The sequence below is a fragment of the Galbibacter sp. PAP.153 genome (assembly GCF_037029175.1).
GTDB lineage: Bacteria > Bacteroidota > Bacteroidia > Flavobacteriales > Flavobacteriaceae > Galbibacter > Galbibacter pacificus.
Window position 1 is genome coordinate 52363 of the sequence record NZ_JAZEUN010000013.1, and the last position, 13357, is coordinate 65719.

The window sequence follows — 13357 nt, forward strand, 5'->3', positions numbered from 1 at the left end:
GGATTATAAAAGGCAATCAATAAATTTTGCGGGTTAACTAAAAGTAATTAAATTTGATATTCACTTAAATCTGAAAAACGATGAAAAAATTACTAATGCTATTATTTGTTGGAGTGATAGGTTTTGCGGCCCAAGCTCAGGAAAAAACAGCAAAAATAGAATTTAAACAAGACGTGATCGACTATGGTGAAATCGCTAAAGGAAGCGATGGAGTTCGTGTATTTGAGTTTACAAACACAGGAGAAGTTCCTTTAGTAATCTCTAATGTCCGCTCAAGCTGCGGATGCACGATACCCAAAAAACCGAAAGATCCCATTGCTCCCGGCGACACAGGAGTAATCGAGGTTAAATATGATACCAATCGTGTTGGACCCATAAGAAAGACCATTACTGTGGAATCGAATGCAGATACGCCCACGGTAGCCATTAAAATTAAAGGTACCGTATTGGCAAATAGCACAGGGAAATAATTTTTTTTGATTATTAAAAGTTAAAAAAGCGGTTCTTCGGAGCCGCTTTTTCGTTTATAAAACCTTTACCAATTCAAAAGAAAACTTAAGGATGGAACCTTTGCGGTCTATTGTTAAGTTTACTTTCTTGCCTTCCCGCTCGTTGATCATCTCGCTTACTTCCTGCAAGGTATACCTGTATATGGACCTGTTATTTACCTTAACGATTACATCGCCTTCTTTTAATCCCACAAGGGCCGCAGGGCTGTTTTCCCTTATTTGGGCAATTTCCAAGGCGGGGTGCAGTTCAAAACTAAATTGATTACGGGTATATACCTTAATTCCGTTTTCATTGGTATTTGCATAGCCAGATTCCACGTCGTCCACCAATTGTTTAACCAGCCTGAGTCCGTTATGCTGCAATTCAATCCCGCTCATGTTATATTTAAAGGGATTGTTAAAACTCCCGTTCTTTTTCAAGGTTATTTTCGCATTTGGGTAATCCAGCACCATATCAAACCGTTTTAAAATCTCGGACCCGACCGAGCCGTTCCTGTCGTCCATACGCGTTATGTATTGTAATGCCGTAGAGTCGGGATAGGCCACCTTTGCTTCGTGCAGTTCAAAATCACCAATTCCAAACCGCTGCACACGCGCCCTTTTACCGTGAATTTTACCACTGAGCCCAAAACCCAAAAAATCGTCAAAAAATTTAATAGGGCCCGTTATTGCCTGTTCATTGTTTTCAAAAAGCCAAATGGCATCGCAGCTACCGCTATCGAGCAAAAGCTTCACATTTATCTCTTCAATGGTCGTATATTGCTTTATATTGGCATTTATGTAGGCCTTGCTCCCTTCAATGGTCAGTGGCAAGGTTTCACACTTTCGGCATCTTTTATATGAATATGCATCGGGGTCGTAAAACTTTATCTTTTCTGCTGAATAATCTACTTCAACAATAAAATTTTTCAACAAATCGTAGCCAATAATCCCGTGGACCCTGTACCCAATCCTGGGTGAAAAATTGATGCTGCTGTCGGCTATTAAATAAAAATCCTGATTGTAGTTAAATACATCGCCCAGTTGAAATCTATTGTTCTTTGAGTGAATTGCCTCAACGGGCTCCCCATCTCCCAGACCTTTGATAAGGATTTTTTCGGAATTATTAATCTTTACGGAATCCGTTTGGGTAATATTGAATAAAATGGGTTTGTTCACGCCCGTATCAAGAATAAACGAAAGTTCCACACCATTTACGGTTACGGGCAGTATTATAAGGTTGTTTACAAAATCAAACTTGACTTTTTCATGTTTTTCCCCGCTTTTTAAACTAAAGCCTCCCTGACCATATGAAAAATAACAAACGGTTAACAATAATAAGGAGATAATATGTTTTAAAACAGCCATGACCCAAAGCCTTACTGAAATCAGTATAAATTTAATAAATTTTATGCAATTTTTTTAAGAATTTAACATTCAATCCCCTTAATAACTCCCGCATGGATGTAATGATTTATGAAATATATTTTGCAAATTTGCACGATATAAAATTTGAGATATGCCGATAATTTCTGAGAAAGGCTTAAAAATGCCTGCATCGCCTATTAGAAAGTTAGTCCCGTATGCCGAGGATGCTAAAAAAAGAGGGGTTAATGTTATCCATTTAAATATTGGGCAACCCGATATTAAAACTCCTCAAGTGGCGTTGGATGCCGTTAAAAACAATACGTTGGAAATATTAGAGTACAGCAGGAGCGAAGGCTCTGAAGAATACAGAACCAAGCTTGCCGAATATTACAAAAAAAGGGATATAGATATCAATCCAAGCGAAATTATCATTACCACCGGGGGTTCTGAAGCACTTATGTTTACCATGGGGTCGATTACAGATCCGGGAGACGAAATTATTATTCCGGAACCATTTTATGCCAATTACAATGGTTTTGCTACAGCGTCGGGTGTAAACGTGGTTCCCGTGGTCTCTAAAATTGACGATAATTTTGCGCTCCCGCCCATTGAAGATTTTGAAAAACTTATTACCCCAAAAACCAAGGCCATAATTATTTGCAACCCCGGAAACCCAACCGGCTACCTTTATTCAAGGGAAGAAATAAAAAAATTGGCAGCTATTGTTAAAAAGCATGATCTTTTCCTGATTGCAGATGAAGTGTACAGGGAATTTGCATACGACGGTGCCGAGCATTATTCAATACTTCAAGAAGAAGGCTTGGAAAACAACGCCATTGTAGTAGATTCGGTATCAAAAAGATACAGTATGTGTGGAGCCCGGATAGGTTGCATGATCTCCCGGAACAAAGAAATAATAAACACGGCTTTAAAGTTTGCCCAAGCACGCCTTTCGCCGCCTTCTTTTGCTTTAATTGCAAGTGAAGCCGCTCTGGATACCCCGCAAAGTTACTTTGACGAAGTAATTGAGGAATATGTAGAACGAAGGGATTTGTTAATAACCGAACTGAACAAAATAGAAGGTGTTACGGTAGCAAAACCACAAGGAGCCTTTTATTGCATTGTAAAACTGCCTGTTGAAAATACAGACGATTTTGCACAATGGCTGCTCGAAGAATTCAACCTAAATGGAGAAACCGTTATGGTGGCACCGGCGGCAGGATTCTATTCTACCCCGGGCATTGGCTACGATCAGGTTCGTATTGCCTATGTGCTTAAAAAAGAAAACTTGGTAAAGGCCGTAACTATAATAAAAGAGGCTTTAAAAAAATACAATGCATAAAACGGACATTATTGAACATAACGTTTCCTTAAAACCTTTTAACACCTTTGGAATAGCTGTTAAAGCAAAGAACTTTATTGCTGTTTCTTCTGTTGACAAGCTTAAAGAGGTATTGCAATTAAAGACATACCCAAAAAAATTTGTTCTTGGGGGAGGCAGTAATATGCTATTAACGCAGGACATTGAAGCATTGGTAATAAAAATAGATTTAAAGGGCATTGATATTATTTTAAAGGAAAATGACTTTACCTATGTAAGAGTGGCTGCCGGGGAAAATTGGCACCAATTTGTACAATGGGCCATTGGCAAAGACCTGGGCGGACTTGAAAATCTCTCTCTTATTCCCGGAAATGTAGGTACGGCGCCCATTCAAAATATTGGTGCTTACGGGGTAGAGCTAAAAGATATATTTCATTCGTGCGAAGCCCTCGATGCAAATACGCTTGAACTCGTTTCGTTTACAAGGGAAGATTGCCGGTTTGCTTACCGGGATTCTTTCTTCAAAAGAAACAAGGGGAAGTACATTATCACCTCGGTAACTTTTAGGCTTACATCCAACAATCATAATATCAACATTTCATACGGTGCCATTGGGGCCGAATTACAAAAGCAGGGAATAAAAAACCCGAACATCAGGCAAATCTCCAATGCGGTTATAAATATTCGCGAAAGCAAACTGCCCAACCCAAAAGAGCTGGGTAATAGCGGTAGCTTTTTTAAAAATCCAGTAGTGCCAACCTCAGTGTTTGAAACCTTAAAAAAAACATATCCCGAAATTCCCCATTATACGGTATCGGCAACCGAAGTTAAAATTCCGGCCGGATGGCTTATTGAACAATGCGGGTACAAAGGCAAGCGCTATGGCGATGCCGGAATCCATAAAAACCAGGCACTGGTCTTGGTTAACTACGGAAATGCATCTGGCAAGGAACTTTGGGACCTTGCCCTTAAAATACAACAATCTGTAAAAGAAAAATTTAATATCTTGATAGAGCCGGAAGTAAATGTCTACTGATATCCAAAAAGAGCTAAAGAAAGAAAAATATACGCACTGGCATTTTTTAACGTTTTAATTAATACTTTTGGATTTACCCATTGATAAATTGACTTCTATGGTAATGCCCCAAATATATATTTCAAGTAAAATCGGATGAGTCAACTTCTAGAAAAGAATATAATAACACTTCTCGAAAAAAGGGATGAAAAAGGGATGTCTCTTTTATACGAATATTATGGAGATACGCTCTTTGGCGTCGCCATGAAAATTACCAAGGACGAAGACCTTGCCAAAGACGTTTTACAGATTAGTTTGATGAAAATCTGGAAAAAAATTGATACTTACGACGCAAAAAAATCAAAACTTTTTACCTGGATGTTCCGAATTACGCGCAATACGGCCATCGATAAAATACGGAGTGCCAATTTAAAAAGCGATCAAGAAATCCAAATCGAAGTTTCAGACGTATATAATTTAGGAGTTGAAAGTGTAAATCCGGAACACATCGATATCAAGAAACATTTAAACTCCCTTGACGAGAAGTACAAAATTGTAATGGAGGCCTTATTCTTCAAAGGCATGACACAACAAGAAGCAAGCGAAGAACTGGACATTCCTTTAGGTACTATTAAATCCAGGTTAAAGATAGGATTAAGAGAATTAAGACGAATATATGATCCTGCTACATTGTCAATTTTGTTTTATTTGATAATTCAGTTAAAGCCATGAAAAATGAAGTAAAAATATTTTTGGAAAGCGACTTACTGGAACGCTATATGCTAGGCGAAGTAAGTCAGGAGGAAGAGGTTCGTATTGAGCACTTTATAAGCAAATACCCTGAAGTAGAGCAGGAATACATTACTTTGCAAGAAAATTTGGAACTATACGCAAAAGCACATGCCATGCAAGTTCCTTCAAACGTAAAAAACGAAGTGATGGCACAAGTTAAAGCAACCAAAACCGTTGCTGCAAGTGCCCCTAAAAAAAGTGTTCCTTGGTATTTTATTGCTGCTTGTGTTACCACCTTATTATTTGGTGCCACCACAATTACTTTATGGAAACAGAACAGGTTGCTTTCTACTGAAAAAAACACAGTAGCCAGCCAAATAGAGAACCTTAAAAACGACATCGTATCTACCAATGCAAAGTTGGAGAATATTAAAAGCAAGTATGCGGTTTTAAACGACCCGGAAACGCGCAAATACATTATTAAAGGTAACGAGCGTGCCAAAAACCTTAGGTCGGTTGCCTATGTAAACCCGAAAGAAAAACTCTCTGCCATAAATGTTTTGTCCATGCCAGAACTGCCAAAGGACAAAGAACTTAAAATGTGGGCCGAAATAAACGGAGAAATGGTTTGCCTTGGGGTCATTGAAAAAGCAGACAGAAAATTAATGGCCTTACCCTTTAAAGACAATGCGTCCAATTACAAAATTACCATTGAATCCAAGGGCAACGATAACTTTGCCTCTATAGATAGCGAAGTAGCCAATATAAAATTAACAGAATAACACTTAAACAGCCACTTGTATAACCTCAGATTTTTCTGGGGTTATACTTTTTATACCGTATTTTTAAGCTTACGTTTAGATTATTTTGTCTTTGGTTTTGTAACTTTGCACCAATATTTTGTCGAGACGGGCAACAATCCCGAGAGCTTTTCAAAATTGCTCTTTCCAGTGAAATGTTTACCCCCTTATCCCGACTAATTTTAGAAAGCACAGAAACATGAAACTTTTATTAATAAGTGTAGTTTTATTAGGGTTAGCATTTGCAGGAATTGCAATAAAAATATGGTCTAAAAAAGATGGTAAATTTGCAGGGACCTGTGCTAGTCAATCCCCATTTTTAAATAAAGAAGGAGAAGCCTGTAGCTTTTGCGGAAAAATGCCGGACGAACAAGATTGTAAAAAAACCGCCCCACAGCATAATTAATTTCCATAAGTACACAACTCTTTACACCTAAAATTTGGAAATTTATAAACCATAAAAAGTTTGTATGTTCTTCATTTTTCCGACAATTTAGTATCTTTATTTGGAACCTAAACACCAAAGTGTATTGGAAGTTACCTCAGAAAACATAAAAGAATACATCAAAAAAGCAAAAAAAGGCGACCAAAAGTCATTTAGTTTTCTTTTGGATAATTTTTGGGGCGATGTATTCAACTTTCAACTTATGCGTACCCGAAACGAAAACGAAGCCGAAGATATTACCATAAGGACATTCTCCAAAGCTTTTGATAAAATCAATACCTATAACGATACTTATGAGTTTAAAACTTGGCTCATTACTATCTCCAAGAACATCCACATAGATCTTATCAGGAAAAAGAAACTCGAACTTGTACATAAAATATCGCAACAGGAAGAAAACACCGTTTACAACCTAGCCGATGATGCTCCTACCGCTGAAGACAAACTTATTACAGAACAAAATTTAGCCACCCTTCTTCAACACATAAAAAAACTAAAGCCACATTACCAAAGGGTTATCAATTTGAGGTATTTCCAAGAACTGTCTTATGATGAAATTGCCAAAGAATTGGACGAACCCCTCAACAATGTCAAAGTAAAACTTTTACGGGCAAAAAAATTATTGGCAGAAATTATCGCTAAAAAAAAATAACATCCTCTTTTCTAGGCTCAAAACCTTTTCAAAAAAAGCATTGAAAAAAATAAATCTCACCAAAAGCTTAAAATTTTCTTATTTTCACGCACAAATAATTAACCGCCAATTATTAAAATTTAGTGAAGACCTTTTTTAAAAAACTGGGGCCCGGATTACTTTTTGCGGGAGCCGCTATCGGGGTATCTCACCTTGTACAGTCCACACGGGCAGGAGCCGATTATGGCTATGGCTTAATATGGGCATTGTTGTTGGTCCATTTGTTTAAATATCCCTTTTTTCAATATGGGCCGCGCTATGCAATGGCCACGGGAGAAAGCCTTTTGGACGGCTATAAAAAACTTGGCAAAGGGGTGCTCTACGCCTATTTTATATTAAACTTCACCACTATGTTTACCATCCAGACCGCTGTAACCATTGTTACTGCGGGATTGGCCTCCAATCTGTTCGGTATTACCCCCAACCCTATCGTCTGGAGTATCATCATAACTTTTCTCTGTATGATTATTTTAATTATTGGTAAATATAAATTACTTGATAATTTAATGAAGGTTATTATAACCGCTTTAACCATATGCACCCTTATTGCCATTGTTATTGCTGCTACCGAAATTAAAGAGACACTCAGCTTTAACCAAATTATTCCTACCGGCGCAACGGGGTTGACTTTTTTAATAGCTTTTATGGGATGGATGCCCGCACCTTTGGATATTTCTGTATGGCATTCTTTATGGGCTCTGGAAAAAAAGAAGGTTCAAAAATCTTATAAAACAAAAAGGTCCATAACCGATTTCAATATAGGTTATATCGGTACCGTTATTTTAGGCATCTTTTTTATCAGTCTGGGTGCGCTAATCATGCATAGCTCCAACGAAAGCTTTAATAATGGCGCCACACAGTTTGCGTTTCAGTTTATAAATATGTACACCAACACATTAGGTCCCTATGCTCATTACATCATTGCCATCGCCGCATTTACGGCCATGTTTAGCACTACCCTTACAACCCTGGATGCTTCACCAAGGGCAATGGCCAAAAGCACAACATTGTTGTTCAATATACAAGGGAAATACAACCTTGTCATTTGGATATTGATCTTGGTAACGGGCACCATTGCCATTTTACTGTTTTTAATGTCGGAAATGAAAACCCTTATTGACGTTGCCACCATCTTGTCTTTCATTACTGCGCCATTTTATGCTATTATCAACTATAAACTGGTATCATCCAAGCATATGCCCGAAAAATGGAAGCCGAGTCTTAAAATGCATATTTTAAGCTGGGCAGGGATTCTATTTCTGATGGGTTTTTCGGTATGGTATCTTACAACCATTTAACTCAATTTTCAAACTTAACTTTGTATCTTTGCATTCATAATATTTTGATATGAGCATAGATACTGCAAGTAGCATTGCCCCACCAAAAAAAGGAAAACCCAAATGGTTACGGGTAAAGCTACCGACCGGAAAAAAATATACAGAACTAAGGGGCTTGGTAGACAAATACAACCTCCACACGATCTGCACCTCGGGAAGTTGCCCTAACATGGGCGAATGCTGGGGGGAAGGGACTGCTACATTCATGATATTGGGGAATGTATGCACCCGCTCTTGTGGATTTTGCGGTGTTAAAACCGGAAGGCCAGAAACAATAGATTGGGAAGAACCTGAAAAAGTAGCCCGTTCCATAAAAATAATGAGCATTAAACATGCTGTTATTACCTCGGTAGACAGGGACGACTTAAAAGATATGGGCTCCATCATCTGGGCCGAAACCGTAAAGGCCATCAGAAGGATGAACCCAAACACGACGCTGGAAACGTTGATTCCAGATTTTCAGGGTGTAGAACGTAACATACACCGTATCGTTGATGTTTCCCCCGAAGTGGTATCCCACAATATGGAAACCGTAAGAAGGTTAACCCGCGAAGTACGCATTCAAGCAAAATACGACCGTAGCCTGGAAGTTTTAAAATATTTAAAAACCCAAGGCATCAACAGGACCAAATCGGGTATTATGCTCGGCCTTGGAGAACAGGAAGAAGAAGTTATAGAAACGCTTCACGACCTCAGGAACGCCAATGTAGATGTAGTTACCATTGGACAATACCTTCAACCTTCAAAAAAACATTTGCCAGTAAAACAATTCATCACTCCCGATCAATTTAAAAAATACGAAGAAATTGGTCTGGACCTTGGGTTTAGGCACGTAGAGAGTGGCGCTTTGGTAAGGTCTTCTTATAAAGCACATAAACATATTAAATAAAAAATAGCCCCTGTTAACTTAACATAATCAATTTAGTTACTGCATTGAAAAAAACAAGAGTTGCCATTAATGGCTTCGGAAGAATAGGCCGCACCGTTTTCAGGTTACTTATAGAACAACCAAACATAGAGGTTGTTGCCATAAACGATCTTGCCGATACCATAACATTAAGTCATCTATTAAAATACGACAGTATTCATGGGGTATTGAAAAAATCCGTAGGCCATGACAAGGACCACATAATAGTTAACGGCGTTTCCTTTCCCCTGCTGAATTGCAGTTCGATTGAAAAAATAGATTGGAAAAACTTTAATGTCGATATTGTGGTGGAAGCGACAGGCAAGTATAAAACAAAAACCTTCTTGCAACACCATCTTATTGGAGGAGCAAAAAAGGTGATTTTGACGGTACCGCCTTTAGACGAAAGCATTAAAATGGTTGTCTTGGGCGTAAACGAACATATACTGGACGGTAGTGAAGCCATTATTTCCAATGCTTCCTGCACAACCAACAATGCAGCACCCATGATAAAGGTAATAAAAGACCTTTGCGGTATCGAGCAAGCTTATATAACCACCGTACATTCTTATACAAGCGACCAAAGTTTGCACGACCAACCGCACAGGGACCTTAGAAGGGCAAGGGCTGCGGGGCAGTCTATTGTACCAACCACAACAGGAGCAGCAAAAGCACTTACCGGCATTTTTCCCGAGCTCAGCAAAGTTATTGGAGGTTGTGGAATAAGGGTTCCTGTGCCAGATGGGTCTTTAACCGATATTACTTTTAACGTTACCAAGGAAACTTCTATTGAAGCGGTAAATCAGGCGTTTAGAAAAGCTTCTGAAGGGAACCTGAAAAACATCCTTTCTTATACCGAAGACCCCATTGTTTCTGTAGACATCATCAATACTCCGTATTCCTGTACTTTTGATGCGCAAATGACTTCGGTTATAGGAAAAATGGTAAAAATTATTGGTTGGTACGATAACGAATTCGGTTATAGTAGTCGTATTGTCGATTTAATTCATCTTATTAAATAGAAATAATTATATTTACTGCTTAGCATTAGTATAATTATGCGCTTTTTTGTCCTAATAATCTTATTATACCTGTCTCCTATTCCTATAGGAGCACAAGAAAGTACTGCCTTAAATGATAGCATTGAAAGCATTACCCAACGTATCTATGAATATAAAAATGAAGGCAGTTTCGAAAAATCCTTATTAGAAATTGAAAAAGGGCTACAAATTGCCGCCAGCATTGATGATGCAGAAGCTATTATTGATTTTTACAACTTGTACGCCCGCTTAAACATTCAATACAACAAACCTATAAATTCCGAGATTTACCTAAAAGAAGCACGGGAAGTTTTAAATTTATACAAATACAACAACGGAAGGGCATTAACAGCTATTCTTGAAGGGTATATACAAGCCAAAAAAAACAAAAGGGAGGACGCCTATAAGCACATAGACGAAGCCTTAAAAACCATAGATTACAACGACAAAAGTGTTCTAAATCTTGTTTTGTTCAACCAAGCACTAATATATTTTGAGCTGAAAGATTACGATAAGGCCAAAGTGATATTACAAAAAATGATCCCTCCGGATCATAAATATGAAAAAGAATATCTGCTTGCCTCTTCACAACTTGTCCTGGCCCGGATTTATGCCAAAGAAAACAATTATGAAAGTGCTAACATACTACTTGACAATGTATTAAGGGTTGCCGCCCGACATAAGTTCCCACGTATTTTATACGGCACAAATACTTTAAGATATGAAATAGCCAATGCCAAAGAAGATTATTATGCCGCACTTTTATATTACAAAAAGGCAGATAGCATCCTCCAAAAATATTTCAACCCCGAAATTATAAGAAAACAAAACGAAGCCGCCTATGCCAATGAAGCCAAGTTTTTAAACAATGTTATTGCAAGGATGAGCCAGGACGAGCTGGAACAGCAACAAAAAGTAAATATCTCTAAATTAACTTCGGTGCTTAGTTCGGCGTTGCTTATTATTATTTCGCTGTTAACTATTTCGCTGTACAGGAATAACCAGATAAAATTTAAAACAAACGATTTACTCTTAAAAAAGAACAAGGAACTGCAAATAGCCAAAGAAGAAGCCGAAAGGGCCATGAAAGCCAAAGGACAGTTTCTATCTACGGTAAGCCACGAATTAAGGACCCCGCTTTATGCCGTAACCGGGCTCACACATTTATTATTGGAAGAAGACCCCAAGGACAGCCAAAAAGAGCATTTAAAATCGCTGAAATTTTCCGGGGAATACCTTTTGGATTTTATCAATGACATCCTTCAGATAAATAAAATAGATGCCAACAAATTAACCGCAGAACGTACTTTGTTCGACCTGCATAAAACACTGGAAGACGTAACGTTTTCTTTAAGCCAAACCGCAAAAGAAAATAAAAATTCCATTATCCTTGATATGGACAAAAACACGCCTAAAAAACTTATAGGCGACCCACTAAAGCTTTCCCAGATTTTAATTAACCTTGTTGGGAATGCCCTGAAATTTACCGAAAACGGCAAAGTAATTTTACTTACAAAACTCATCAGTGCCAGTGATGACCATTATAAAATTCATTTTGAAGTTAATGACGATGGCATTGGGATTTCTGAGGAAATGCAAAAAAATATCTTTGAAAGTTTCTCTCAAGGCTCCATACAAATCAACAGGCAATATGGCGGTACAGGACTGGGGCTTACCATTGTAAAAAGCCTTTTAAGCCTGTTCGACAGCGATATTTATGTGAAAAGTGAGCTGGGCATGGGAAGCTCTTTTTATTTCGATTTGGAATTCCAGGCCCCAGACCCTTCAGAAATAGAGGAGGAAAAAACAGAAGAACTCGAAGAAGCTTCCCTAAGCAACTTGCATTTACTGGTGGTAGAAGACAATAAAATAAATCAGGTCATTACCAAAAAAATGCTTGCCAAAAAAGGAATATCGTCCGATGTGGCCGATAATGGCTACGAAGCCATTAAACTTGCCAAAGAAAATAATTACGATTTAATTTTAATGGATATCCATATGCCAGGAATAAGCGGCCTGAAAGCTACCGAGGAAATCCGGAAGTTCAACAAAACCATCCCTATTATTGCTTTAACGGCCCTAACCCTGGACGAAAGTACAGACGATTTCTTTAGCTCGGGATGCAACGACATTATTACCAAGCCATTTAAACCCGATTCTTTTTATAAAATAATTGGTGCTTCTATCCTGAGGACCGGAAGCCATGCTTAGGAATTATTAGTAGTAAAATTCAATATCCGGGCCTGAAAATTCTTCTCATCTGCTAAAAAAGCCGTGGTAATGGGCAAATAATATAAATTTTCCAGATACGGCTCAAGCCTTACAAAATCTTTTTCGGTGGTAAGGACAAAAGGCTTCTTCTTTAAAGATTCAATTTCCGACGTTGTAAAATTATGGTGATCGGCATATACTTGATGCTTAAAGTGAATTTTTTTCTTCTTTAAATATTCCAACAAGGGCCCTGGATGAGCAATTCCGGTAACCAGTGTAATTTCTTTGTCATTAAGTTCATCGAGGCCAATGGCTTCAGCGGTGTTCCTTACCGTATCACTATAAGCTATTTTAGAAAAATACACCTCTTGGTGCGGGGCAATCTTCAATTTTTTTACAATTTCTTCCCGGCTTTCTACATTCAATTCCTCTGGGCATTTTGTCACGACAATAACGTCGGCCCTTTTGGCCTGCGATTTTAAGTCCCTAAGGTTCCCTGCCGGTAATAAAAAATCATCGGTATACAGTTCGGAATACGTGCTTAGCAAAATATTAAGCCCCGCTTTTACCTTTCTGTGTTGAAAAGCATCGTCCAAAACAATTACTTCAACATTTTTAGCCTCCAATTTCCGTATCCCGTGCCTTCTGTCTTCATCAACCGCAACGGTAACTCCTTTTAGCTTATGATAATACTGAAAAGGCTCGTCCCCTATATCCCGCACACTTACATTTTTAGCTGCCAAAACAAAACCTTTTGTGGCTCTTTTATAACCCCTGCTCAAAATCGCAACCTTATATTTTTCCTTTAAAAACGTGACAACGTATTCTGTCATGGGCGTTTTTCCAGTTCCGCCAACACTTAGGTTCCCAATACAGATCAACGGGAATTCATAACTTACCGATTTGAGCACCTGAGCATCAAATAAGCAGTTTCTTACATAAATCACTATTCCGTATATACAGGAAAGTGGTAAAAGTAATTTTCTCCAACTTCGCATAAAA

At 38.2% G+C, this 13357-nt stretch carries 13 protein-coding genes; 11 read left to right on the forward strand and 2 right to left on the reverse strand.

What is annotated here, in order from left to right:
• The first annotated feature begins 80 nt into the window (after nucleotides 1–80).
• A complete protein-coding gene (locus UXI14_RS09895) occupies nucleotides 81–470 on the forward strand; it encodes a DUF1573 domain-containing protein (protein WP_277898075.1) in 390 nt (129 codons plus the stop codon).
• Nucleotides 471–524: 54 nt separating this feature from the next.
• Here the strand turns inward: UXI14_RS09895 and UXI14_RS09900 are convergent, their stop codons facing one another.
• Nucleotides 525–1856, reverse strand: coding sequence for a PDZ domain-containing protein (locus UXI14_RS09900; RefSeq protein ID WP_335966002.1), 1332 nt, complete (start codon nucleotides 1854–1856; stop codon nucleotides 525–527).
• A 151-nt stretch (nucleotides 1857–2007) separates the two neighbouring features.
• On the opposite strand from UXI14_RS09900, the gene UXI14_RS09905 reads away from it, so the two are divergent.
• From UXI14_RS09905 to UXI14_RS09950, 10 genes are all read left to right on the forward strand, one after another.
• Entirely contained in the window at nucleotides 2008–3198 is a 1191-nt protein-coding gene (locus UXI14_RS09905) for a pyridoxal phosphate-dependent aminotransferase (RefSeq protein ID WP_335966003.1), read from the forward strand.
• Nucleotides 3191–4213: a UDP-N-acetylmuramate dehydrogenase gene (gene murB / locus UXI14_RS09910; RefSeq protein ID WP_335966004.1), complete on the forward strand. Its 1023-nt coding sequence runs from the start codon at nucleotides 3191–3193 to the stop codon at nucleotides 4211–4213. The genes UXI14_RS09905 and murB overlap by 8 nt, the downstream gene beginning before the upstream one ends.
• 135 nt (nucleotides 4214–4348) lie before the next feature.
• Nucleotides 4349–4924 carry an RNA polymerase sigma factor gene (locus UXI14_RS09915; protein WP_277898071.1) on the forward strand — a complete coding sequence of 192 codons (576 nt, stop codon included), beginning with the start codon at nucleotides 4349–4351 and terminating at the stop codon, nucleotides 4922–4924.
• Nucleotides 4921–5706 (forward strand): anti-sigma factor, encoded by a 786-nt coding sequence (locus UXI14_RS09920; RefSeq protein WP_277898070.1) that lies wholly within the window; start codon nucleotides 4921–4923, stop codon nucleotides 5704–5706. Before UXI14_RS09915 ends, UXI14_RS09920 begins: the two co-directional genes overlap by 4 nt.
• A gap of 217 nt (nucleotides 5707–5923) precedes the next feature.
• Nucleotides 5924–6130, forward strand: coding sequence for a membrane or secreted protein (locus tag UXI14_RS09925; RefSeq protein WP_277898069.1), 207 nt, complete (start codon nucleotides 5924–5926; stop codon nucleotides 6128–6130).
• 124 nt (nucleotides 6131–6254) lie between these two features.
• Nucleotides 6255–6821, forward strand: a complete 567-nt coding sequence (locus UXI14_RS09930; RefSeq protein WP_335966005.1) for a sigma-70 family RNA polymerase sigma factor — start codon at nucleotides 6255–6257, stop codon at nucleotides 6819–6821.
• A gap of 122 nt (nucleotides 6822–6943) precedes the next feature.
• The gene (locus tag UXI14_RS09935) at nucleotides 6944–8158 is read left to right on the forward strand and encodes an Nramp family divalent metal transporter (protein WP_335966006.1); all 1215 of its coding nucleotides are present in this window, start codon (nucleotides 6944–6946) and stop codon (nucleotides 8156–8158) included.
• A 49-nt stretch (nucleotides 8159–8207) separates the two neighbouring features.
• Nucleotides 8208–9086 carry a lipoyl synthase gene (gene lipA, locus UXI14_RS09940; RefSeq protein WP_335966007.1) on the forward strand — a complete coding sequence of 293 codons (879 nt, stop codon included), beginning with the start codon at nucleotides 8208–8210 and terminating at the stop codon, nucleotides 9084–9086.
• Nucleotides 9087–9130: 44 nt separating this feature from the next.
• The gene (gap, locus tag UXI14_RS09945; protein ID WP_335966008.1) at nucleotides 9131–10126 is read left to right on the forward strand and encodes a type I glyceraldehyde-3-phosphate dehydrogenase; all 996 of its coding nucleotides are present in this window, start codon (nucleotides 9131–9133) and stop codon (nucleotides 10124–10126) included.
• A 36-nt stretch (nucleotides 10127–10162) separates the two neighbouring features.
• Nucleotides 10163–12355 (forward strand): response regulator, encoded by a 2193-nt coding sequence (locus tag UXI14_RS09950; RefSeq protein ID WP_335966009.1) that lies wholly within the window; start codon nucleotides 10163–10165, stop codon nucleotides 12353–12355.
• Here the strand turns inward: UXI14_RS09950 and lpxK are convergent.
• Nucleotides 12352–13353, reverse strand: a complete 1002-nt coding sequence (gene lpxK / locus UXI14_RS09955; RefSeq protein ID WP_335966010.1) for a tetraacyldisaccharide 4'-kinase — start codon at nucleotides 13351–13353, stop codon at nucleotides 12352–12354. The two genes, UXI14_RS09950 and lpxK, sit on opposite strands and share 4 nt — an antisense overlap.
• Nucleotides 13354–13357 lie beyond the last annotated feature (4 nt).

Coding starts and splice junctions, on each gene's coding strand:
- UXI14_RS09895 (WP_277898075.1), top strand. CDS start 81: ATGAAAAAATTACTAATGCTATTATTTGTTGGAGTGATAGGTTTTGCG.
- UXI14_RS09900 (WP_335966002.1), bottom strand. CDS start 1,856: ATGGCTGTTTTAAAACATATTATCTCCTTATTATTGTTAACCGTTTGT.
- UXI14_RS09905 (WP_335966003.1), top strand. CDS start 2,008: ATGCCGATAATTTCTGAGAAAGGCTTAAAAATGCCTGCATCGCCTATT.
- murB (WP_335966004.1), top strand. CDS start 3,191: ATGCATAAAACGGACATTATTGAACATAACGTTTCCTTAAAACCTTTT.
- UXI14_RS09915 (WP_277898071.1), top strand. CDS start 4,349: ATGAGTCAACTTCTAGAAAAGAATATAATAACACTTCTCGAAAAAAGG.
- UXI14_RS09920 (WP_277898070.1), top strand. CDS start 4,921: ATGAAAAATGAAGTAAAAATATTTTTGGAAAGCGACTTACTGGAACGC.
- UXI14_RS09925 (WP_277898069.1), top strand. CDS start 5,924: ATGAAACTTTTATTAATAAGTGTAGTTTTATTAGGGTTAGCATTTGCA.
- lipA (WP_335966007.1), top strand. CDS start 8,208: ATGAGCATAGATACTGCAAGTAGCATTGCCCCACCAAAAAAAGGAAAA.
- UXI14_RS09950 (WP_335966009.1), top strand. CDS start 10,163: ATGCGCTTTTTTGTCCTAATAATCTTATTATACCTGTCTCCTATTCCT.
- lpxK (WP_335966010.1), bottom strand. CDS start 13,353: ATGCGAAGTTGGAGAAAATTACTTTTACCACTTTCCTGTATATACGGA.